Source organism: Streptomyces sp. NPDC039424 (assembly GCF_055639495.1).
On record NZ_JBVKAI010000024.1, the window covers coordinates 104,272 to 125,397 of the forward strand.

General features: G+C 72.0%; 18 protein-coding genes. 2 read left to right on the plus strand and 16 right to left on the minus strand.

The features are described 5' to 3' along the window. Positions 1-13 precede the first annotated feature (13 nt). The 4 genes from ACZ7L0_RS38160 to fmt all read right to left on the minus strand — a co-directional run bounded on the left by ACZ7L0_RS38160 (position 14) and on the right by fmt (position 4,391). Positions 14-1,057, minus strand: coding sequence for a sugar-binding transcriptional regulator (locus ACZ7L0_RS38160; RefSeq protein ID WP_471247171.1), 1,044 nt, complete (start codon positions 1,055-1,057; stop codon positions 14-16). Positions 1,058-1,146: 89 nt separating this feature from the next. Next, positions 1,147-1,833: a ribulose-phosphate 3-epimerase gene (gene rpe / locus ACZ7L0_RS38165; RefSeq protein WP_471247172.1), complete on the minus strand. Its 687-nt coding sequence runs from the start codon at positions 1,831-1,833 to the stop codon at positions 1,147-1,149. Between the two features lie 89 nt (positions 1,834-1,922). Then, positions 1,923-3,341 carry an RsmB/NOP family class I SAM-dependent RNA methyltransferase gene (locus tag ACZ7L0_RS38170; RefSeq protein ID WP_471247173.1) on the minus strand — a complete coding sequence of 473 codons (1,419 nt, stop codon included), beginning with the start codon at positions 3,339-3,341 and terminating at the stop codon, positions 1,923-1,925. Positions 3,342-3,458: 117 nt separating this feature from the next. Next, positions 3,459-4,391: a methionyl-tRNA formyltransferase gene (gene fmt, locus ACZ7L0_RS38175; protein WP_471247174.1), complete on the minus strand. Its 933-nt coding sequence runs from the start codon at positions 4,389-4,391 to the stop codon at positions 3,459-3,461. Between the two features lie 291 nt (positions 4,392-4,682). On the opposite strand from fmt, the gene ACZ7L0_RS38180 reads away from it, so the two are divergent. After that, on the plus strand, positions 4,683-5,225 hold the full coding sequence (locus ACZ7L0_RS38180; RefSeq protein ID WP_471247175.1) for a hypothetical protein: 543 nt from the start codon (positions 4,683-4,685) through the stop codon (positions 5,223-5,225). A 97-nt stretch (positions 5,226-5,322) separates the two neighbouring features. On the opposite strand, the gene ACZ7L0_RS38185 is transcribed toward ACZ7L0_RS38180, so the two are convergent. Continuing rightward, positions 5,323-7,482 carry a primosomal protein N' gene (locus ACZ7L0_RS38185; RefSeq protein WP_471247176.1) on the minus strand — a complete coding sequence of 720 codons (2,160 nt, stop codon included), beginning with the start codon at positions 7,480-7,482 and terminating at the stop codon, positions 5,323-5,325. An 83-nt stretch (positions 7,483-7,565) separates the two neighbouring features. On the opposite strand from ACZ7L0_RS38185, the gene ACZ7L0_RS38190 reads away from it, so the two are divergent. After that, positions 7,566-8,375, plus strand: coding sequence for a S1 RNA-binding domain-containing protein (locus ACZ7L0_RS38190; RefSeq protein WP_471247177.1), 810 nt, complete (start codon positions 7,566-7,568; stop codon positions 8,373-8,375). 92 nt (positions 8,376-8,467) lie between these two features. Here ACZ7L0_RS38190 and metK read toward each other — a convergent pair whose 3' ends face one another. The 11 genes from metK to ACZ7L0_RS38245 all read right to left on the minus strand — a co-directional run bounded on the left by metK (position 8,468) and on the right by ACZ7L0_RS38245 (position 21,122). Continuing rightward, positions 8,468-9,676 carry a methionine adenosyltransferase gene (gene metK / locus ACZ7L0_RS38195; protein ID WP_471247178.1) on the minus strand — a complete coding sequence of 403 codons (1,209 nt, stop codon included), beginning with the start codon at positions 9,674-9,676 and terminating at the stop codon, positions 8,468-8,470. 215 nt (positions 9,677-9,891) lie between these two features. Beyond that, the gene (coaBC, locus tag ACZ7L0_RS38200) at positions 9,892-11,094 is read right to left on the minus strand and encodes a bifunctional phosphopantothenoylcysteine decarboxylase/phosphopantothenate--cysteine ligase CoaBC (RefSeq protein ID WP_471247197.1); all 1,203 of its coding nucleotides are present in this window, start codon (positions 11,092-11,094) and stop codon (positions 9,892-9,894) included. A gap of 136 nt (positions 11,095-11,230) precedes the next feature. Then, on the minus strand, positions 11,231-11,503 hold the full coding sequence (gene rpoZ / locus ACZ7L0_RS38205) for a DNA-directed RNA polymerase subunit omega (protein ID WP_005319902.1): 273 nt from the start codon (positions 11,501-11,503) through the stop codon (positions 11,231-11,233). 51 nt (positions 11,504-11,554) lie between these two features. Further along, positions 11,555-12,112 (minus strand): guanylate kinase, encoded by a 558-nt coding sequence (gene gmk / locus ACZ7L0_RS38210; RefSeq protein ID WP_471247179.1) that lies wholly within the window; start codon positions 12,110-12,112, stop codon positions 11,555-11,557. Positions 12,113-12,149: 37 nt separating this feature from the next. Next, positions 12,150-12,473, minus strand: coding sequence for an integration host factor (locus ACZ7L0_RS38215; protein WP_003977346.1), 324 nt, complete (start codon positions 12,471-12,473; stop codon positions 12,150-12,152). A 301-nt stretch (positions 12,474-12,774) separates the two neighbouring features. Continuing rightward, positions 12,775-13,620, minus strand: a complete 846-nt coding sequence (pyrF, locus tag ACZ7L0_RS38220) for an orotidine-5'-phosphate decarboxylase (protein ID WP_471247180.1) — start codon at positions 13,618-13,620, stop codon at positions 12,775-12,777. After that, a complete protein-coding gene (locus ACZ7L0_RS38225; protein WP_471247181.1) occupies positions 13,617-14,723 on the minus strand; it encodes a quinone-dependent dihydroorotate dehydrogenase in 1,107 nt (368 codons plus the stop codon). The genes pyrF and ACZ7L0_RS38225 overlap by 4 nt, the downstream gene beginning before the upstream one ends. Before the next feature lie 67 nt (positions 14,724-14,790). Further along, positions 14,791-18,099, minus strand: a complete 3,309-nt coding sequence (gene carB, locus ACZ7L0_RS38230) for a carbamoyl-phosphate synthase large subunit (RefSeq protein WP_471247182.1) — start codon at positions 18,097-18,099, stop codon at positions 14,791-14,793. After that, positions 18,092-19,234 carry a glutamine-hydrolyzing carbamoyl-phosphate synthase small subunit gene (carA, locus tag ACZ7L0_RS38235; protein ID WP_471247183.1) on the minus strand — a complete coding sequence of 381 codons (1,143 nt, stop codon included), beginning with the start codon at positions 19,232-19,234 and terminating at the stop codon, positions 18,092-18,094. Before carA ends, carB begins: the two co-directional genes overlap by 8 nt. After that, complete coding sequence (locus ACZ7L0_RS38240) at positions 19,231-19,839, minus strand: PH-like domain-containing protein (protein WP_471247184.1); 609 nt, start codon at positions 19,837-19,839, stop codon at positions 19,231-19,233. Before ACZ7L0_RS38240 ends, carA begins: the two co-directional genes overlap by 4 nt. Then, positions 19,836-21,122 carry a dihydroorotase gene (locus tag ACZ7L0_RS38245; RefSeq protein WP_471247185.1) on the minus strand — a complete coding sequence of 429 codons (1,287 nt, stop codon included), beginning with the start codon at positions 21,120-21,122 and terminating at the stop codon, positions 19,836-19,838. The genes ACZ7L0_RS38240 and ACZ7L0_RS38245 overlap by 4 nt, the downstream gene beginning before the upstream one ends. Positions 21,123-21,126 lie beyond the last annotated feature (4 nt).

A 21,126-nucleotide genomic window follows, 5' to 3' on the forward strand; every position in this document is an offset into this window, starting at 1 on the left:
ACCGTCGGTCATGTCAGGGTCCGTCCGGGTCCGCCCGGTTCAGCGCCGACTTCGGCGCCGGTCCCGCGGTCATCAGGTAGTCCGCCGCGGAGGTGTCCGTCACCAGGCTGGTGACGAGCCCCGAGCGCAGCACCGCGTCGATCGCGGCCGCCTTGCGCTGCCCGCCCGCTATCGCCACGACCTCGGGGACACGGCGGAGCTGGTCGGCCTTGACCGTGATGCACCGCTCCCCCAGGTCCCGCCCGACCCGGCGGCCGTCGGCGTCGAAGAGGTGCGCGGACATCTCGGCGGCGACACCGAGCGAGGCGTAGTGCGCCCGCTCCTCGTCGCTGAGCATGTCGTGCACCGTCGAGATGCCGGGCTCCCAGGAACCGATGGAGACGCAGGCGACCGTGACCTTGTCGAAGTACTCGAAGGCCCGGGCGATGCCGGTCTGGTGGCGCAGCGCGGTCGCGGTGGCCGCGTCCGGCAGCAGCATCGGCGCGTAGATGGGATGCGCGTCGCCGCCGGAGACCTGGGCGGCGCGACGGACGGCCTCCACCGAGCCGCGCTCGGCGGTCCCGGCGTCGTACACGCCCGTCAGCTGCACCACCGTGCAGGGCGGCAGCCGGTCGAGCGCCGCCGCCATGTGGATGGTGGACCGGCCCCAGGCCAGGCCCAGCACGTCGCCCTCGTTGACCAGCTCGCCGAGCAGGTCGGCGGCCACCTCCCCGAGGTTCTCGGGGTCGGGGGTCTCCTCGGCCTCGGCCGGGGACTCGACCACGACGGCGTGTCTGAGGCCGTAGCGGGCGCGGAGCGCGTCGGAGCGCTCGGCGTCCAGCTCGGCCGGGACACGGATCTCGATACGTACGAGATCCCGTTCGAGGGCCGTCTCCAGGACCCGGGCCACCTTGAAGCGGCTGACGCCGAACTCCTCCGCGATCTGGATCTTGGACTTGCCCTCGAGGTAGAAGCGGCGGGCCATGGCCGCCGCCTGCACCAGCTCAGCGGGTCCCATCCGCATGGCTGACCGGCCCGCCGACATACCCGACACGGCGATCTCCTCACTGCTGTTCACACTCTGGATTCGCCGTTCATCCTTGCAGATCCGGCGCACTTGATCTGCCCTGATGGGCGCCGTTCACATAGCTGTGGCCCAAGGGCCGTTTAGTGGTCGCAGGCCCAGGACGCCTTGGCGGTCGCCGCCTCGGCCTGGGTGCGTAGTGCACGTACCGCCTCTGCCGGGTCCTTCGCCCCGTAGACCGCCGAACCCGCGACGAAGACGTCCGCTCCCGCGTCTGCGCACCGCTCGATCGTCGACGCGGAAACACCTCCGTCGACCTGCAGCCAGAGCTCCAGACCGTGCTTGTCGATCAGCTCGCGGGTGCGGCGGATCTTGGGAAGCATGATGTCCAGGAACGCCTGACCGCCGAAGCCCGGCTCGACCGTCATGATCAGCAGCATGTCGAGCTCGGGGAGCAGGTCCTCGTACGGCTCGATGGGCGTCGCGGGCTTGAGCGCCATGGAGGCGCGGGCGCCCTTGGCGCGGATCTCGCGGGCGAGCCGCACAGGTGCGGCGGCGGCCTCGACGTGGAAGGTGACGGAAGAGGCACCCGCCTCCACGTACTGGGGAGCCCAGCGATCCGCCTCCTCGATCATCAGATGGCAGTCCAGCGGCGTGTCCGTCGCGCGGGCCAGGGACTCCACGACCGGTACGCCGAGCGTGAGGTTCGGGACGAAATGGTTGTCCATCACGTCGACGTGGAGCCAGTCGGCTCCCTGGACCGCCCGGGCCTCGTCCGCGAGACGGGCGAAGTCGGCGGACAGGATGCTGGGGTTGATCTGCACGGCCATGCCCCAAGCCTGCCATGTCCTGGCACGGTTGTTCGCGTCGGTCCGGTACCAGATCCCTCAGCGGTGAGGGGTCGGGGCGTCTCGCGGGGTCAGCCGGTCCGTCGGATGAGCGCCAGATACATGGCGTCCGTGCCGTGAAGATGCGGCCACAGCTGTACGTCGGGGCCCTCGCCGAGCGCCGGGACGCCGGGCAGGAAGGGCCGGGCGTCGAGGAGTTCGGCGTCCGGGCGCTGCTTGAGCACGTCGTCGACGACGGCGCGGGTCTCGGCGAGGTGCGGCGAGCAGGTCGCGTAGCCGACGACTCCGCCGACCCGCACCGCGTCCAGCGCGGAGCGCAGCAGGCCGCGCTGCAGGGGCGCGAAGTTCTCCAGGTCCTCCGGGCGCCGCCGCCACCTGGCCTCGGGACGCCTGCGCAGGGCACCGAGACCGGTGCACGGCACGTCCATCAGCACCCGGTCGAAGCTGCCGGGCCGCCACGGCGGCCGGGTCCCGTCGGCGGCGATGACCTGGTACGGCCCGGGGTTCCCTGCCAGCGCCTTGGCCACCAGTCCGGCGCGGTGCGGCTGCTTCTCGGAGGCGAGCAGCATCGCCCCGCGTTCGGCGGCGAGCGCGGCGAGCAGCGCGGCCTTGCCGCCGGGCCCGGCGCACCCGTCGAGCCACTTCTCGTCGGGCCCGTCCAGCGGCACGCCCGCCAGCGCGAGGGCGACCAGCTGGCTGCCCTCGTCCTGCACTCCGGCGCGGCCCTCGCCCACCGCCTCGACGGCGCCCGGTTCCCCGCCCTCGGTGAGCCGCACGGCGTACGGCGACCAGCGGCCGGGTACGGCGGCCTCCTCGCGGAGCAGTTCCTCGGTGGTGGCCCGCCCGGGCCGGGCGACCAGGGTCACCTCGGGCCGCTCGTTGTCGGCCTCCAGCAGGTCCTCGATCCCGGCCCGGCCGCCGCCGAGCGAGTCCCACAGGGCGGAGACGACCCAGCGGGGGTGGGAGTGCACGACGGCGAGGTGGTCCTCGGGGTCCTCGTCGTAGGGCGGCGCGACCTTCTCCAGCCAGCCGTCGAGGTCGTTCTGGGCCACCTTGCGCAGCACCGCGTTCACGAACTTCGCCCGCCCGTCGCCGAGTACGACCCGGGCCAGCTCGACGGAGGCGGACACGGCGGCGTGCGTGGGGATCCGGGTGCCCAGCAGCTGGTGCGCCCCGAGGCTGAGCACGTCCAGGACCGGCGGGTCGACCTCCCTGAGCGGCCGGTCGACGCAGGCGGCGATGACGGCGTCGTACGTCCCCTGCCGCCGCAGCGTCCCGTACACCAGCTCCGTCGCCAGCGCCGCGTCCCGGGCGTCGAAGTCCCCCTTCTCCCGCGCCTTCCTGAGCAGCGGCGGCAGCACGAGGTTGGCGTACGCGTCCCGCTCGTCCACGGCACGCAGCGCCTCGAAGGCGAGGATGCGGACGGGGTCCTTCTGGGGCCGGCGGTAGGGCTTGGCGGGCTTACGGGGCCGCCGGGGCTGATCACTCACGAAAAAGGTGCTCCGGGTGTGGGGTGGAATGCGGTACCCAGCGTACGTCGGGCCGGCACCCGCGGGGCGGGCCGGGGCTCGAGGCCGGGCCCCAAGACCCCGCGGAACCCCGCGAACTCAGCCGCCCACCGTCTCCCCGTCCGCGATCCGCACACCCCGTGCCCAGTCCGCCGCCCGCATCGGCTTCTTGCCCTGGGCCTGCACCCACTGCAGCTCGACGGCGTACGAACCGGTGCCGACGTGCACGCTGTTCTTGCCGACCGCCAGCCGCCCGGGGGCGAGGTCCGTCCGCTCGGGGACGGGTGTGACGTGGATGAGCTTGAGCCGCTCACCGCGGAAGGTGGTCCAGGCGCCGGGCGCCGGGGTGCAGCCGCGCACCACCCGGTCCACGCGGAGCGCGGGCGCCGACCAGTCGACCTGGGCGTCCTCGACGGTGATCTTGGGGGCGACGGAGATGCCCTCGGCGGGCTGCGGTACGGCCTTCAGCGTGCCGTCCTCGATGCCGTCCATGGTGGCGGCGAGCAGGCCCGAGCCCGCAAACGCCAGCCGGGTCAGCAGGTCGCCGCTGGTGTCGGTGGGCCGGACGACCTCGGTGACGGTGCCGTAGACCGGCCCCGAGTCCAGCCCTTCCTCGATCAGGAAGGTGGAGGCCCCGGTGATCTCGTCCCCCGCCATGATGGCGTGCTGCACGGGAGCCGCCCCGCGCCAGGCGGGCAGCAGCGAGAAGTGCAGGTTGACCCAGCCGTGGGCGGGGATGTCGAGGGCCACCCTGGGCAGCAGGGCGCCGTAGGCGACGACGGGGCAGCAGTCGGGCGCGATCTCCTTCAGCCGCTCCAGGAACTCCGGGTCCCGCGGCTTGACGGGCTTCAGCACCTCGATCCCGGCCTCCGCCGCCCGCTCGGCCACGGGAGACGCGACCAGCCTGCGCCCCCGCCCGGCCGGCGCGTCGGGGCGCGTGACGACGGCGGCCACCTCGTGCCGCCCGGAGGCGAGAAGAGCGTCCAGAGCGGGAACGGCGACCTCGGGGGTACCGGCGAAGACGAGCTTCATGGGTGGCTTCGGGCCTCTCGGGCGGGGATCGACGGGCAACGCACAAGTCTATGACGTGATCGCCCACCGCAAACGGAAGGCCGCCGACGGCGAACGCCCCCATGGGAGCGCCCCGCCTCCCGGCCAACTGGAAGCAGGTGGTGCGCGGGTGGGAAACAGGCGTACGCACGCGCCCACACGCCCCCACCCCGTTACCAGCGGAGCGCGTACGCGTTGGTCAAGAGAGAGTTGACCACATCGGGCCGCTTTCGCCGCCCAATTCCTTTCAACGCCGGTTCGAGAGGCTTGTTCATGGCCGACCACGCCACCCACGACGCCCAGGCCCGGGCCAGCCTGCACTTGCTGGTGCGGGACATCGAGCGGGTCCGCCGGCAGGTGGACGCACTGCGCACGCTCACCGCCCAGCTCGGCAACGTCTACCGCCCGCGCCGCTCCGGCCCCTCCACGGGCTTCGTCGTCTACGGACGCGCCCCCGCCCCGACCGTCCGTCTCGCCCAGGAACTCAGGGACAGCGTCGAAACCCTGGTCACGGCCGCCGTGGACTTCGACCGCTCACTCGGTTTCTCGTGGGACGCGGTGGGCTCCGCCCTCGGAGTCACCAAGCAGGCGGTCCACCGCCGTTACGGCGCCCGTCGCGCCGCGACCCAGGCGGCCGCCGAGGCCGAGCGCGCGACGGAGCCTTCGGGCACCCGCACGATCAGTGTGAACACCGGCCTCCCCGCGGTGCCGACGGTCCCGGCGGCCCGTTCGATGCCGACCCAGCCGACCGCGGGCAGCCCCACGCTCCGCGACGAGGTCAGGCCCACGGCCTTCCCCGGCCCCCGCAACGGCTGACGCCCGAAGCCACCCGGGGCCACCGGGATCCCCTTCACCCCGCCCTCCCGGCACGCGTCCGGGAGGGCAGCCGCATACCCGGCCCACTCGATCCGTCTCACCCGATGTCCGGCGGATCGATCCGCACCCGTACCGGCGCCTCCCCGCTCCCCCGCGCCATCCGGGCGGCCTGCGCGGCCTTCAGCGCGGACGCGAGCGCGGCCCCGCTGCCTGGCGGCACCCGGACCAGCGCCCGCTCCCAGTGCTCCCCCGGTGGCGGCGCACCGGGCCGCCGGGGCCGCCCCGGGAGGGTGTCCGGCACCGGCACCGGCCCCAACAGCTCGGCGTCCGGCGGCAGTTCGACCGCACCGAGGAAGTCCCCCACGGCCGGCGCCGTCCCCGACACGGCCGCCATCCGGGACACCGGCGGGAACCCCAGCTCGGCCCGTTCGGCCAGCTCCCGTACCGCGTGCCCGACCGGGTCCCACCGCACCAGCGCCTGCACGGGCCGCAGGGTGGGCTCGGCGACGACCACCACGGTCCCCTTCTCGCCCTGCGGCCGCACCAGCGCCGAGGCCGCGATCCAGCGCCGCAGCGCGTCCTCGCCGGCGCGCAGGTCGGGCCGGCCGAGCATGGCCCAGCCGTCCAGCAGCAGTGCCGCCGCGTAGCCGCCCTCGGCGACCGGTTCGGCCCCCGGTGTGCTCACCACCAGCGCGGGCGTGCCCGGCACCGTGTCCAGCACATGCTCGCGGCCGGAGGTCCGCACGGGGACGGCGGGAAAGGCCCGCCCCAGTTCCTCGGCGGTCCGCCGGGCCCCGACGACCTGGGCGCGCAGCCGGAAGCCCCCGCACTCCGGGCAGTGCCAGGCGCCTTCCTCTCGCCCGCACCAGTCGCACCGGAGCGGCCCGGCGTCCTGGGCCTGGAGCGGCCCGGAGCAGTGCCGGCAGCGCGCGGGCGCCCGGCACTGCGCGCAGGCCATGCGCGGTACGTACCCCCGCCGGGGCACCTGCACCAGGACCGGCCCGTGCCGCAGCCCCTCGCGCGCCACCTGCCAGGCGAGCGTGGGCAGCCGGGCCGCACGGGCGGCCTCGTCCCGCACGAGGTCGCCGTCCCCCACGGTCCGCACCAGCGGCGCGGTCCGCCGCACCTGCTCCCGTCCGGCGACCAGGGGCCGGGCCCAGCCGCTCTCCACGAGCTGGGCCGCCTCCACGGTGCAGCTCCAACTGCCCAGCAGAAAGCCGCACTTGTCCAGGGCGGCGCGCAGCAGCAGCACATCCCGGGCATGCGGCTGCGGGGCGTGCTGCTCGCTGTGGCTGTCGTCCCCGTCGTCCCAGATGGCGACGAGCCCGAGGTCCCGCACCGGCGCGAACATCGCCGCCCTGGTGCCCACCACGGCTCGCACCGACCCGCGCCGCACGGCGAGCCACTGCGCGTACCGCTTCTCGGGCCCGGCGTCGGCGGTGAGCAGCGCGTGCCGTCCCTCCCCCAGCAGCGCGGTCAGCGCGGTGTCGACCCGGGCGGCGGACCGCCCGTCCGGCACGACGACGAGCGCGCCGCGCCCCGAGGCGAGCGTCGCGGCGACGGCCCGCGCCAGCTCCTCGCTCCACTCGGGCCCGGGCAGCGCGTTCCACACGGCGCGGGGGGAACCGCCCGAGGCCAGTGACTCGACGAAGGCGGGCCCCCGTTCGTACCGCGTCCACGACCCGGCGTCCGGCGCGGGCGGAGGCGGCAGCGGCTCGGGCGACGGCCGCTGCTCGGCCCGCGCGCTGCGCGGCGGCACGGCCAGCTGCAGGACGTCGGCGAGGCTCCCCGCGTACCGGTCGGCGACGGCCCGCGCCAGCCCCAGCAGTTCCTCGCTCAGTACGGGCTCGGGCGACACGACCTGGGCCAGCGCCGCCAGCGGCCCCGAGTAGTCGGACTCGGCGCGCCGCTCCACGAGGAATCCGTCGATCAGCCCGCCGCCCTCGCGGCGCCCTTCCCGCACCCGGCCGCGCCCGGCTCCGAACCGCACCCGCACCCGCACCCCCGGCTGCGCCTCGGCGTCCAGTTCCTCGGGCACGGCATAGTCGAAGTACCGGTCGAGATGGAGCACACCCTTGTCGACCAGCACCCGCGCGACGGGCAGTTCCCCGGCCAGCGCGGCCCCCCGCCAGGTCCGCGGCTTGGCCCGGGGCGCCTTGGCCCGGCCCTCCCGGACCCCCTCCCGGATGAGCGCGAGCTGCTCCGCCGCCGCGGCCCCCTGGTCCGCGCCGTCCCCCTGCCCGTTCTCGCTGCTCACGCTTGCATTCTTACCAAACGCCACTGACATGCGGCGTGCTCGCCCGGTGCCGGCCCTCGTGGGCCGGACCTAGGCTGACGGCCATGACCGAACCGACACCCACCTCGCTGGAGCATCTGCGCGCCCGCCTCGCGACCGTCCGGCGCGGGGAGGTGGTCACCGGCACGGTGGTGGGATTCGAGGGCGGCGAAGTCGTCGTGCGCCTGGAGGGCGACGATCCGCAGGCTCCGACGGGCCGCGTCCCGCGGCACCTGCTGTCCTGGACCGCGTTCGAGGACCCGTCGGACGTGGTGGAGGTGGGGCAGCGGATCACCGCCGAGGTGCTGGGGAGCGTCCGGCGAAACGGCGGGAACGGTGAGGTCTCGCTGTCCGCCCAGGCCTGCGAGGACGAGCCTCTGCGCCGCTTCCTCCTCGGCATCGAGCCCGGCGAGGTCCGCACGGGGACGGTGTCCGTCGTACGGAACTTCGGGGTGTTCGTGCACATCGACGGGGAGCCCGTCCATCCCGTCTGGCCCGGAACGGGCTTCATCCGCGTACCCGAGCTGACGTGGTCGCACATCGATCACCCGGAGGACGTGGTCGAGCCGGGGCAGCGGGTCACCGGCGAGGTGCTCGTCGCGGACACCCTCCAGGGGCAGGTGTCCCTGTCCCTCAAGGCCCTGCGGGAAGACCCCTGGGACCGTCTGGCCGCACGCGCGGGTGACGTGATGCCGGGGCTGGTGACCAGGCTCATCCCGTTCGGGGCGTTCGTGCGGATCGCCGAGGACACGGAGGGTCTGGTGCACGTCTCCGACCTGACCGGCCGCGTCGTCCGGGAGGGGCAGGAGCTGGCGGTCAGCATCCTGGAGATCGACCGCGAACGCCGCCGGATCCGGTTGGCACCCGCTTCCTAGAGGGCGCTTCCCAGGAGGCGCCTCCGAGTGGCCGTACGCCGAGGCCCGGCTCCCACGCGGGAGCCGGGCCTCGGGCGGGAGACGGGCAGGCCTTACAGACCCGCGGCCTTCCGCAGCGCGTCCACGCGGTCGGTGCGCTCCCAGGTGAACTCGGGGAGCTCGCGGCCGAAGTGGCCGTACGCCGCGGTCTGGGCGTAGATCGGGCGGAGCAGGTCCAGGTCGCGGATGATGGCGGCCGGACGGAGGTCGAAGACCTCGTCGATCGCCTTCTCGATCTTCTCGGTCTCGATCTTGTGCGTGCCGAAGGTCTCGACGAACAGACCGACCGGCTCGGCCTTGCCGATGGCGTAGGCCACCTGGACCTCGCAGCGGGAGGCCAGGCCCGCGGCGACGACGTTCTTGGCGACCCAGCGCATCGCGTACGCCGCCGAGCGGTCCACCTTGGACGGGTCCTTGCCGGAGAAGGCACCGCCGCCGTGGCGGGCGAAGCCGCCGTAGGTGTCGATGATGATCTTGCGCCCGGTCAGGCCGGCGTCACCCATCGGGCCGCCGATCTCGAAGCGGCCGGTGGGGTTGACCAGCAGGCGGTAGCCCTCGGTGTCGAGCTTGATGCCCTCGTCGAGAAGCGCCTTCAGCTCCGGCTCCACGACGAACTCGCGGATGTCGGGCGCGAGCAGCGACTCCAGGTCGATGTCGCTGGCGTGCTGCGAGGAGACGACGACCGTGTCGAGGCGGACGGCCTTGTCGCCGTCGTACTCGATGGTGACCTGCGTCTTGCCGTCCGGGCGCAGGTAGGGGATCGTGCCGTTCTTGCGGACGTCCGACAGGCGCTTCGACAGACGGTGCGCCAGGAAGATCGGCAGCGGCATCAGGGTGGGCGTCTCGTCGGTCGCGTAGCCGAACATCAGGCCCTGGTCGCCGGCGCCCTGCTTGTCGAGCTCGTCGTCGTCGCCCTCGACCCGGGACTCGTACGCCGTGTCCACGCCCTGCGCGATGTCCGGGGACTGCGCGCCGATCGAGACGGACACGCCGCAGGAGGCGCCGTCGAAGCCCTTCTTCGAGGAGTCGTAGCCGATCTCGAGGATCTTGTTGCGCACCAGGGTCGCGATGTCCGCGTAGGTCTTGGTGGTGACCTCACCGGCCACGTGCACCAGGCCGGTGGTGATCAGGGTCTCCACGGCGACCCTGGAGGTCGGGTCCTCGCGCAGAAGCGCGTCGAGAATGGTGTCGCTGATCTGGTCAGCGATCTTGTCGGGGTGACCTTCGGTCACGGACTCCGAAGTGAACAGGCGACGGGACACAACGCTCCCTGGGGTTGCAGCGGCTGCTGGCTGATCATTGGCGGACGACGCGGGGAGCTGCGCCCAACATCGTCCGAGAACAGTTTATCGGTCGCACTCTGCCGCCGGAGCACCTGTCTCGCCACTCGGGAGCCCTGTGACCTGCGGCACGGGCATTCTGCCCAATGCGCGGCGGCCTTGACCAGAGCCGCCACGCGAAACGCAGCCGGAAACGATCAGCCCAGACGGCCGGTCACCAGGTCCCAGACGATCTCCGCGAGGTCCTCTTTCGGACCGTGCGGTACGGGCGTCTCGCTGCCGTCGGCGCCCAGCACGACGGCCTCGTTCTCCTCGGAGCCGAACGTCTTCCGCTCGCCCACCTCGTTCACCACGAGGAAGTCGCAGCCCTTGCGCACCAGCTTTTTCCGGCCGTTGGCGAGGACGTCGTCCGTCTCCGCGGCGAACCCGACGATCACCTGTCCGGGGCGCGGCCGATCGGCCGATATCTCCGCGAGGATGTCCGGATTCCGTACCAGCGTGACCGGCTCGGGGTCCTGGTCGTCCTTCTTCTTGATCTTCCCGGCCGCGTAGGCCGCCGGGCGGAAGTCGGCCACGGCGGCGGCCATCACCACGGCGTCGGCGTCGGGGGCCGCCTTGAGCACCGCCTCGCGCAGCTGGAGCGCGGTGCCGACCGGTACCACGTCCACGCCGGCCGGGTCCGGCAGGCCGGTGTTGGCCGCGATCAGCGTCACCCGGGCGCCTCGCGCGGCGGCCGTACGGGCGAGGGCGTAGCCCTGCTTGCCGGAGGAGCGGTTGCCGAGGAATCGGACCGGGTCGAGGGGTTCACGGGTGCCGCCGGCGCTGACGACGACGTGCCGGCCGGCGAGGTCCGGCCGCGTCGCTCCCCTGGCCAGGACCCGGCGGCAGACCTCGAATATCTCGGCGGGGTCGGGCAGCCGCCCCTTGCCGGTGTCGACGCCGGTCAGGCGGCCGACCGCGGGTTCGATGACGACGGCGCCCCGGCGGCGCAGGGTCGCCACGTTCTCCTGGGTGGCCGGGTGCTCCCACATCTCGGTGTGCATGGCCGGGGCGAAAACGACCGGACAGCGGGCGGTGAGCAGCGTGTTCGTCAGCAGGTCGTCGGCGAGGCCATGGGCGGCCCTGGCGAGCGTGTCGGCGGTGGCGGGCGCGACGACCACCAGGTCGGCCTGCTGGCCGATGCGGACGTGCGGCACCTCGTGCACGTCGTCCCAGACCTCGGTCGAGACGGGGTTGCCGGAGAGGGCGGACCAGGTGGCGGCGCCGACGAAGTGCAGCGCGGAGGCCGTGGGGACGACTCGGACGTCATGCCCGGACTCGGTCAGCCTGCGCAGCAGCTCGCACGCCTTGTACGCGGCGATGCCGCCGCTGACCCCCAGAACGACCTTGGGCTTGTCCACCATCTCTCCCCGGCTCGGCAACGTACGAGTCCATGCTGCATCACGGTGGGGAACGACCCCACGCCCCCGAGCAAACCACAGGCCCGGCAGTCGGCCTGCCGGGCCTGTGGATAAAGTCACTTGCGATGTGAAAGTACTACTGCGCCGGGCCCTCAATGGCCTCGGACGTCAGCAGACCCGCGTTGATCTCGCGCAGGGCGATCGAGAGCGGCTTCTCGTGGACGTGGGTGTCGACGAGCGGACCGACGTACTCGAGGAGGCCCTCGCCGAGCTGCGAGTAGTACGCGTTGATCTGGCGGGCCCGCTTGGCCGCGTAGATCACGAGGCTGTACTTCGAGTCGGTGGCCTCGAGGAGCTCGTCGATCGGCGGGTTGATGATGCCCTCGGGCGCGGTGATGGAAGAGGACACGCTCTACCTTCCGATGGATGGGAAAGAATCAGTCTGAATGATCAGCCTTGATCACACAACGTCCACCAAGGCTAGCAGCTCGCGAGCCACGTCCTCGACGGAGGTGTTGACCAGGGTGATGTCGAACTCCGGCTCGGCCGCCAGCTCGATCCTCGCCGCCTCCAGGCGACGCTCGATCACCTCGGGCGGCTCGGTCCCCCGGCCGGTGAGTCTGCGCACCAGCTCCTCCCAGGAGGGAGGAGCCAGGAACACCAGCCGGCTCTCCGGCATGGACTCGCGGACCTGCCGGGCGCCCTGGAGGTCGATCTCCAGGAGCACCGGCACCCCGGACTCCAGGTGCTCCAGCACGGCCTGGCGGGGCGTGCCGTAGCGGTTGCCGGCGAATTCGGCCCACTCCAGCAGTTCGCCGTTGGCGATCAGCTTGTCCATCTCCTCGTCGGTGACGAAGAAGTAGTGGACTCCGTGCTGCTCACCGGGGCGGGGCTTGCGGGTGGTGGCCGACACCGAGAGCCAGACCTCGGGGTGTTCCTTGCGCATATGGGCGACAACCGTGCTCTTGCCGACCCCGGAGGGGCCGGAGAGCACGGTCAGCCGCGGACGTTCACTCATGCAGCGATTATTCCAGCAATCCCGGAGTGCCCGGGACTCAGGAGCCGGTGCTCCCGAACTCGCGCTCCAGAGAGGCGATCTGGTTGGAACCGAGGCCACGCACACGGCGGCTCTCGGAGATCCCGAGTCGCTCCATGATCTGCTTGGCGCGGACCTTGCCCACGCCCGGGAGGGACTCGAGCAGGGCGGAGACCTTCATCTTGCCGATGACGTCGTTCTCCTGGCCCTGCTTGATGACCTCGTGAAGAGAGGCGCCGGAGTGCTTGAGTCGATTCTTGACCTCGGCCCGCTCCCGGCGAGCCGCGGCGGCCTTTTCGAGCGCGGCTGCGCGCTGTTCAGGGGTAAGGGGCGGAAGAGCCACGCCTACGTCACCTCGGATGTCGAACTGTCGGATACGGACCGGTGAGGAACCTAGTCGCCCCACACCTGGGGAGCCACGAGCAACACGCTTGCCCGTTCACTCTGCTCGGAGACTAGCGGGCAAGTCCGCCAGAGTCAGCGAGAACAGCGGAAAAGTCCTGGTCAGCCTCCGCCAGGCCGGACATTTCAGACATACTGCCCTGGATTTGAGGATGTATTCACACTCAAGTCGCTCCGGCACCCCTCGCCCGAGCACTCATCGGAGGACTCGGGCACGGGTTCGAGAAGGGCTCGGCGCGGACTCAGGCACCCGTCACGGCGGCCCGGACCTCCCGCGCGAACCGCTCCGCGGCCGCGCGCAGCGCGCCGACCTCGGGACCGTGACGCAGCACACCCCGGCTGACGTTCGGCACCACATTGCGCACCGCCGCCCCGAACACCCCGGGAAGATCGGCCGGCGTCGCGCCCTGGGCCCCGATTCCGGGGGCCAGGAGCGGACCGTTGATGTCGAGGTCGTACCACGACAGGTCGCCGAGCGTGGCACCCACGACCGCCCCGAAGGACCCCAGGGGCTCCTCACCCGCGTTCTCGGCCGCCAGGTGGGCCAGCATCGTCGCGCCGACCGTGCGTCCGTCGGAGCGGACCGCGTGCTGGACCTCGCCGCCTTCCGGGTTCGAGGTGAGCGCCAGCACGAACAGCCCGGCGCCGTTCTCCCGGGCCAGCGCGAGAGCCGGGCTCAGGGAGCCGTAGCCGAGGTACGGCGAGACCGTCAGGGCGTCCGAGAACAGCGGGGCGTCCTTGTGCAGGAACGCCTCGGCGTAGGCGGCCATGGTCGAGCCGATGTCGCCGCGCTTGGCGTCCATCACCACCAGCGCGCCGGCCTCACGCGCCTCCCGCACCGACGTCTCCAGGACGGCGAGGCCGCGCGAGCCGAAGCGCTCGAAGAAGGCGATCTGCGGCTTCAGGACGGCGATCCGGTCGGCCATCGCCTCCACGACCGTGCGGCTGAACCGCTCCAGGCCGGCCACGTCGTCGTTCAGACCCCACTCGGCGAGCAGGGACGCGTGCGGGTCGATGCCGACGCACAGCGGGCCGCGCTCGTCCATGGCGCTGCGCAGTCGTGCGCCGAAGGGCTCGTGGGACGTCATGCGGGCTTCCTCACGTCGGCGCCGACCGCGTCGGCGAGGGTGGCGTACGGGCTGGTGCGCAGGCGTGCCGCGAGCCCCTTGTGGATCGCACGGGTCCAGAAGGGCCCCTCGTAGACGAAGGCGCTGTACCCCTGGACCAGCGTGGCGCCCGCCAGGATGCGCTGCCAGGCGTCCTCGGCGTTCTCGATGCCGCCGACGCCCACCAGGGTGATGCGGTCGCCCACGCGCGCGTAGAGGCGGCGCAGCACCTCCAGGGAGCGTGCCTTCAAAGGCGCCCCCGACAGTCCGCCGACCTCCTTCACCAGCGTGGGTCGGGATGTCAGACCGAGTCCGTCGCGCGCGATGGTGGTGTTGGTGGCGATGATGCCGTCCAGGCCGAGCTCGACCGCCAGGTCGGCGACCGCGTCCACGTCCTCGTCGGCGAGGTCCGGCGCGATCTTCACCAGCAGCGGCACCCGGCGCTCCGGCACGACCCGGTCGGCGGCCTCGCGCACCGCGCTCAGCAGCGGGCGCAGCGCCGCGGTGGCCTGCAGATTGCGCAGCCCGGGCGTGTTCGGGGAGGAGACGTTGACCACCAGGTAGTCGGCGTAGGGCGCCAGACGCTCGGCCGACTTCACGTAGTCGTCGACCGCGGCGGCCTCCGGGACGACCTTGGTCTTGCCGATGTTCACACCCACGACCGTCTTGAAGACGGCCTCACGGGTGGCCAGGCGGGCGGCGACGGCCAGCGAGCCGTCGTTGTTGAAGCCCATGCGGTTGATCAGCGCGCGGTCCGCGACGAGCCGGAACAGCCGCTTCCCGGGGTTGCCGGGCTGCGGCTCCCCCGTGACGGTGCCGATCTCCACGTGGTCGAAGCCCAGCATCGACATGCCGTCGACGGCGACCGCGTTCTTGTCGAAGCCCGCGGCGAGCCCGAAGGGACCGTGCATGCGCAGCCCGAAGGCCTCGGTGCGCAGCTCCTTGTAGCGGGGCGCGAGGGCCGCCGCGACGAAGGTGCGCAGCACGGGGATGCGCACGGCGAGCCGGATCCAGCGGAAGGCCAGGTAGTGGGCCTTCTCGGGGTCCATCCGCTGGAAGACCAGGCGGAAGAAGAGCTTGTACATGTCCAGATGTCCTCGTGAGGCCTCATGAAGAGGGGGACACCGTTTCCGGTGTCCCCCTCGTCGGGTGCTAGTCGCGGGCCGCGGTCAGGTGTTCGGCGTGTTCCTGGAGGGAACGGACACCGACGTCGCCGTGGTTGAGGGCGTCGATGCCCTGGACGGCGGCGGCGAGCGCCTGGACCGTCGTCAGGCACGGTACGGACCGCGCCACGGCCGCCGTACGGATCTCGTAGCCGTCGAGGCGGCCACCGGTGCCGTACGGGGTGTTGACGATGAGGTCGACCTCGCCGTCGTGGATGAGCTGGACGATGGTCCGCTCGCCGTTCGGGCCGGTGCCCTCGGACTGCTTGCGCACGACCGTGGCGTTGATGCCGTTGCGCTTGAGGACCTCGGCGGTGCCGGAGGTGGCGAGCAGCTCGAAGCCGTGGGCGACCAGCTCGCGCGCCGGGAAGATCATCGAGCGCTTGTCGCGGTTGGCGACCGAGATGAAGGCGCGGCCCTTGGTCGGCAGCGGGCCGTACGCCCCGGCCTGCGACTTGGCGTACGCCGTGCCGAAGACGGAGTCGATGCCCATGACCTCGCCGGTGGAGCGCATCTCCGGGCCGAGCACCGTGTCGACGCCGCGGCCGTGGATGTCACGGAAGCGGGACCAGGGCATGACGGCCTCCTTGACGGAGATCGGCGCGTCGAGCGGGAGCTCGCCGCCGTCGCCGTGCCGGGGCAGCAGGCCCTCAGCGCGCAGCTCGGCGACGGTGGCGCCGAGCGAGATCCGGGCGGCGGCCTTGGCCAGCGGCACCGCGGTCGCCTTCGAGGTGAAGGGGACCGTACGGGAGGCGCGCGGGTTGGCCTCCAGGACGTACAGGATGTCGCCCGCCATCGCGAACTGGATGTTGATCAGGCCGCGGACGCCCACCCCGCGCGCGATGGCCTCGGTCGAGGCGCGCAGCCGCTTGATGTCGAAGCCGCCCAGCGTGATCGGCGGCAGGGCGCACGCCGAGTCGCCGGAGTGGATACCGGCCTCCTCGATGTGCTCCATCACGCCGCCGAGGTAGAGCTCCTCGCCGTCGTACAGGGCGTCGACGTCGATCTCGATGGCGTCGTCGAGGAACCGGTCGACCAGCACCGGCCGGGAGGGGCTGATCTCGGTCGACTCGGCGATGTAGGTGGCGAGCCGGGTCTCGTCGTACACGATCTCCATGCCGCGCCCGCCGAGCACGTACGAGGGCCGGACCAGGACCGGGTAGCCGATCTCGTCGGCGATGGCCTTGGCCTCCTCGAAGGTGGTGGCCGTGCCGTGCTTGGGGGCGGGCAGGCCGGCCTCCGCCAGGACGCGGCCGAAGGCGCCGCGGTCCTCGGCGGCGTGGATGGCCTCCGGGGAGGTGCCCACGATCGGCACGCCGTTGTCCTTCAGGGCCTGCGACAGACCCAGCGGGGTCTGGCCGCCCAGCTGCACGATGACGCCCGCGACCGGGCCGGCCTGCTGCTCGGCGTGCACGATCTCCAGCACGTCCTCCAGCGTCAGCGGCTCGAAGTACAGGCGGTCGGAGGTGTCGTAGTCCGTGGAGACGGTCTCCGGGTTGCAGTTGACCATCACGGTCTCGTACCCGGCGTCGCTCAGCGCGAAGGAGGCGTGGACGCAGGAGTAGTCGAACTCGATGCCCTGGCCGATGCGGTTGGGGCCGGAGCCCAGGATGATGACCGCGGGCTTCTCGCGGGCCGCGACCTCGTTCTCCTCGTCATAGGAGGAGTAGAAGTACGGCGTCTTCGCGGCGAACTCGGCGGCGCAGGTGTCGACCGTCTTGTAGACCGGGCGGATGCCCAGCGCGTGCCGGACCTCGCGGACGACCTCCTCGCGCAGCCCGCGGATCTCGCCGATCTGCTGGTCGGAGAAGCCGTGCCGCTTGGCCTCGGCGAGCAGCTCGCCGGTGAGCTCGGGTGCCTCGGCCAGTTCGTCCGCGATCTCCTTGAGGAGGAAGAGCTGGTCGACGAACCACGGGTCGATCTTCGTGTACTCGAAGACCTCCTCGGGCGTGGCGCCCGCGCGGATGGCCTGCAGGACGGTGTTGATCCGGCCGTCGGTCGGGCGCACGGCCTCGGCCAGGAGGGCGGCCTTGTCGCCCGCCTCGCCGACGAAGGTGAACTGGCTGCCCTTCTTCTCCAGCGAGCGCAGCGCCTTCTGGAAGGCCTCGGTGAAGTTGCGGCCGATGGCCATGGCCTCGCCGACCGACTTCATGGTGGTGGTCAGCGTGGAGTCGGCCTGCGGGAACTTCTCGAAGGCGAAGCGGGGCGCCTTGACGACCACGTAGTCGAGGGTCGGCTCGAAGGAGGCCGGGGTCTCCCGCGTGATGTCGTTCGGGATCTCGTCGAGGGTGTAGCCGACGGCGAGCTTGGCGGCGATCTTGGCGATCGGGAAGCCGGTCGCCTTGGAGGCGAGGGCCGAGGAGCGCGAGACGCGCGGGTTCATCTCGATGACGATGACCCGGCCGTCCTCGGGGTTCACCGCGAACTGGATGTTGCAGCCGCCGGTGTCGACGCCGACCTCGCGGATGACGGCGATGCCGATGTCGCGCAGGATCTGGTACTCGCGGTCGGTCAGCGTCATCGAGGGCGCCACCGTGATCGAGTCGCCGGTGTGCACGCCCATGGGGTCGAAGTTCTCGATGGAGCAGACGACCACGACGTTGTCGTTCTTGTCGCGCATCAGCTCCAGCTCGTACTCCTTCCAGCCGAGGATGGACTCCTCCAGGAGCACCTCGGTGGTCGGCGAGAGGGTGAGGCCCTGCCCGGCGATACGGCGCAGCTCGTCCTCGTTGTGCGCGAAGCCGGAGCCGGCGCCGCCCATGGTGAAGGAGGGGCGGACGACGACCGGGTAGCCGCCGAGCTGCTCGACGCCCTTGAGGACGTCGTCCATCGAGTGGCAGATCACCGAGCGGGCGGACTCGCCGTGCCCGATCTTCGTGCGGACGGCCTCGACGACCTCCTTGAAGAGGTCGCGGTCCTCGCCCTTGTTGATCGCCTCGACGTTGGCGCCGATGAGCTCGACGCCGTACTTGTCGAGGGTTCCGGCCTCGTGCAGCGAGATCGCCGTGTTGAGGGCCGTCTGGCCGCCCAGGGTGGGCAGGAGCGCGTCGGGCCGCTCCTTGGCGATGATCTTCTCGACGAAGTCCGGGGTGATCGGCTCGACGTAGGTGGCGTCGGCGATCTCCGGGTCGGTCATGATCGTCGCCGGGTTGGAGTTGACGAGGATGACCCTCAGGCCCTCGGCCTTGAGGACCCGGCACGCCTGGGTGCCGGAGTAGTCGAACTCGGCGGCCTGGCCGATGACGATCGGGCCGGAGCCGATGACCAGGACGGACTGGATATCGGTGCGCTTAGGCACGCTGGCCCTCCATCAGGGATACGAAGCGGTCGAACAGGTAGGCGGCGTCGTGCGGGCCGGCTGCCGCTTCGGGGTGGTACTGGACGCTGAAGGCCGGTCGGTCGAGAAGCTGCAGGCCCTCCACCACGTTGTCGTTGAGGCAGACGTGGGAGACCTCGACGCGGCCGTAGGGGGTCTCGGTCGCCTGCTCCAGCGGGGCGTCGACGGCGAAACCGTGGTTGTGGGCGGTGACCTCGACCTTGCCGGTCGTACGGTCCTGCACCGGCTGGTTGATGCCGCGGTGGCCGTACTTCAGCTTGTAGGTGCCGAAGCCGAGGGCGCGGCCCAGGATCTGGTTGCCGAAGCAGATGCCGAAGAGCGGGGTACCGCGTTCCAGGACGCCCCGCATGACGGAGACCGGGTGGTCGGCGGTGGCGGGGTCGCCGGGGCCGTTGGAGAAGAACACGCCGTCCGGGTTCACGGCGTAGACGTCCTCGACGGTCGCCGTCGCGGGCAGCACGTGCACCTCGATGCCGCGCTCGGCCATGCGGTGCGGGGTCATGCCCTTGATGCCGAGGTCGACGGCGGCGACGGTGTACTTCTTCTCGCCGACCGCGGGGACGACGTACGCCTCCTCGGTGGCGACCTCGGAGCAGAGGTCGGCGCCCTTCATCTCGGGGGCCTGGCGGACCTCGGCGAGCATGGTGCCCTCGTCGGGCAGCGCGTTGCCGGAGAAGATGCCGACGCGCATGGCGCCGCGCTCGCGCAGGTGGCGGGTGAGGGCGCGGGTGTCGATGCCGGAGATGCCGACGACGCCCTGCGCCGCGAGCTCCTCGTCCAGGGACCGCCTGGAGCGCCAGCTGGACGGCACGCGCGCGGGGTCGCGCACGACGTATCCGGCCACCCAGATCCGCTTCGACTCGGGGTCCTCGTCGTTGACGCCGGTGTTGCCGACGTGCGGGGCGGTCATCACCACGACCTGGCGGTGGTAGGAGGGGTCGGTGAGGGTCTCCTGGTAGCCGGTCATGCCGGTGGAGAACACGGCCTCGCCGAAGGTCGCCCCCACGGCCCCGTAGGCGCGGCCCCGGAAGATCCGGCCGTCCTCCAGGACGAGTACGGCGGGAGTCTTGGCGGCTCCCCTGGTGGAGGTCGTCATCGTTCGGCGCCTTCCGTGCTGTGTGTCTCGGTGATGGGGTTCTTGATCATGGAGTTGACGACGTCGACCCACTCGTTGTGTTCGGCCGCCCGGTCCGAGCGGAACCCGGAGTCGATCAGCCGGTCGCCGTGCTGCCAGGTGACGATCAGCAGTCCGCCCTCGGTGAGGACCTTGCCGGCGATGCCCTTGTCGAGCCGGGCCTCGCGCAGCGCGGTTGCGGGGACGAAGAAGTCGGCCGCCCCGGGGCGTACGACGTCCAGTCCCGCGTCCGTCAGCGTGAGCTCGGCCCGGCTGCGGGTGCCCAGGCCGTGCGCCACGATGCGGTCCAGCCACTGACCGGCGGTGGTGGAACCGTGGTAGCGGCCGGTCATGCTCAGTTTCGCCGGGCCGGGGTCGTCCGGCGCGGTGGGCAGCTCCGGAAGGTCACCCTGGAGCGTGCCGCGCCACTTCCAGCCCTCGCGCATCAGCCAGTAGACGAGTGCGACGAAGAGGGCGAGCCCGACCAGCCAGCCGACGCGTGCGGCCCAGTCGGTGACCTGGGCCGACTTCTTGTCGGCGGCCAGTCCGGTGGCGAGTCCGGCCGCCAGTAGCGTTGCAGGTGTCACGTGAGCTTCCCGTCGACGAGCGTGGCCTTGCCCCGCAGCCACGTGTGGGTGACACGGCCCGGCAGCGCGCGTCCCTCGTACGGGGTGTTGCGGCTGCGCGAGGCGAAGCCCGCGGGGTCCACCAGGCCACGGTAGGCCGTGTCGACGAGGGTGAGGTTGGCGGGCTCACCTGCCGAGACGGGACGGCCGTGGCCCTCCGCCCGGCCGATCCGCGCGGGCTTGACGGACATCCGGTCGGCGACGCCGGCCCAGTCCAGCAGGCCCGTGTCCACCATGGTCTCCTGGACCACCGACAGCGCGGTCTCCAGGCCGACCATGCCCATGGCCGCCGCGGCCCACTCGCAGTCCTTGTCCTCGTGCGGGTGCGGGGCGTGGTCGGTGGCGACGATGTCGATCGTGCCGTCGGCGAGCGCCTCGCGCAGCGCGAGCACGTCGCGCTCGGTGCGCAGCGGCGGGTTGACCTTGTAGACCGGGTTGTAGCTGCGCACCAGTTCGTCGGTGAGGAGCAGGTGGTGCGGGGTGACCTCGGCGGTGACCTGGATGCCCCGGGACTTGGCCCAGCGGACGATCTCGACGGAACCCGCCGTCGACAGGTGGCAGATGTGCACACGGGAGCCGACGTGCTCGGCGAGCAGCACGTCCCGGGCGATGATCGACTCCTCGGCGACGGCCGGCCAGCCGCCCAGGCCCAGCTCGGCGGAGACGACGCCCTCGTTCATCTGGGCGCCCTCGGTCAGCCGCGGCTCCTGCGCGTGCTGGGCGACGACCCCGCCGAAGGCCTTCACGTACTCCAGCGCCCGGCGCATGATCACGGCGTCGTCGACGCACTTGCCGTCGTCGGAGAAGACGGTGACCCCGGCGGCCGACTCGTGCATCGCGCCCAGCTCGGCGAGCTTGCGGCCCTCCAGGCCGACGGTGACGGCGCCGATGGGCCGCACGTCGCAGTAGCCGTGCTCCTTGCCGAGCCGCCAGACCTGCTCGACGACGCCGGCGGTGTCGGCCACGGGGAAGGTGTTGGCCATGGCGAAGACGGCCGTGTAGCCGCCGCTCGCCGCCGCGCGGGTGCCGGTCAGGACGGTCTCGGAGTCCTCGCGGCCCGGCTCGCGCAGATGGGTGTGCAGGTCGACCAGGCCCGGCAGCAGCACCTTGCCGTCCGCCTCGACGACCTCGGCACCTTCGCCGGAGAGCCCGTTGCCCACCGCCTCGATGACCTCGCCGTCGATCAGGACGTCCTGCGGCTCGCCGCCGAGCACCTTCGCACCACGGATCAGGATCTTGCTCATGGGT

What these genes read in the sequence shown, in the direction of transcription:
- rpe (WP_471247172.1), bottom strand. Translation starts at nt 1,833, where the DNA reads ATGGCCGTGCAGATCAACCCCAGCATCCTGTCCGCCGACTTCGCCCGT.
- fmt (WP_471247174.1), bottom strand. Translation starts at nt 4,391, where the DNA reads ATGAAGCTCGTCTTCGCCGGTACCCCCGAGGTCGCCGTTCCCGCTCTG.
- ACZ7L0_RS38180 (WP_471247175.1), top strand. Translation starts at nt 4,683, where the DNA reads ATGGCCGACCACGCCACCCACGACGCCCAGGCCCGGGCCAGCCTGCAC.
- ACZ7L0_RS38190 (WP_471247177.1), top strand. Translation starts at nt 7,566, where the DNA reads ATGACCGAACCGACACCCACCTCGCTGGAGCATCTGCGCGCCCGCCTC.
- gmk (WP_471247179.1), bottom strand. Translation starts at nt 12,112, where the DNA reads ATGAGTGAACGTCCGCGGCTGACCGTGCTCTCCGGCCCCTCCGGGGTC.
- pyrF (WP_471247180.1), bottom strand. Translation starts at nt 13,620, where the DNA reads ATGACGTCCCACGAGCCCTTCGGCGCACGACTGCGCAGCGCCATGGAC.
- ACZ7L0_RS38225 (WP_471247181.1), bottom strand. Translation starts at nt 14,723, where the DNA reads ATGTACAAGCTCTTCTTCCGCCTGGTCTTCCAGCGGATGGACCCCGAG.
- carA (WP_471247183.1), bottom strand. Translation starts at nt 19,234, where the DNA reads ATGACGACCTCCACCAGGGGAGCCGCCAAGACTCCCGCCGTACTCGTC.
- ACZ7L0_RS38245 (WP_471247185.1), bottom strand. Translation starts at nt 21,122, where the DNA reads ATGAGCAAGATCCTGATCCGTGGTGCGAAGGTGCTCGGCGGCGAGCCG.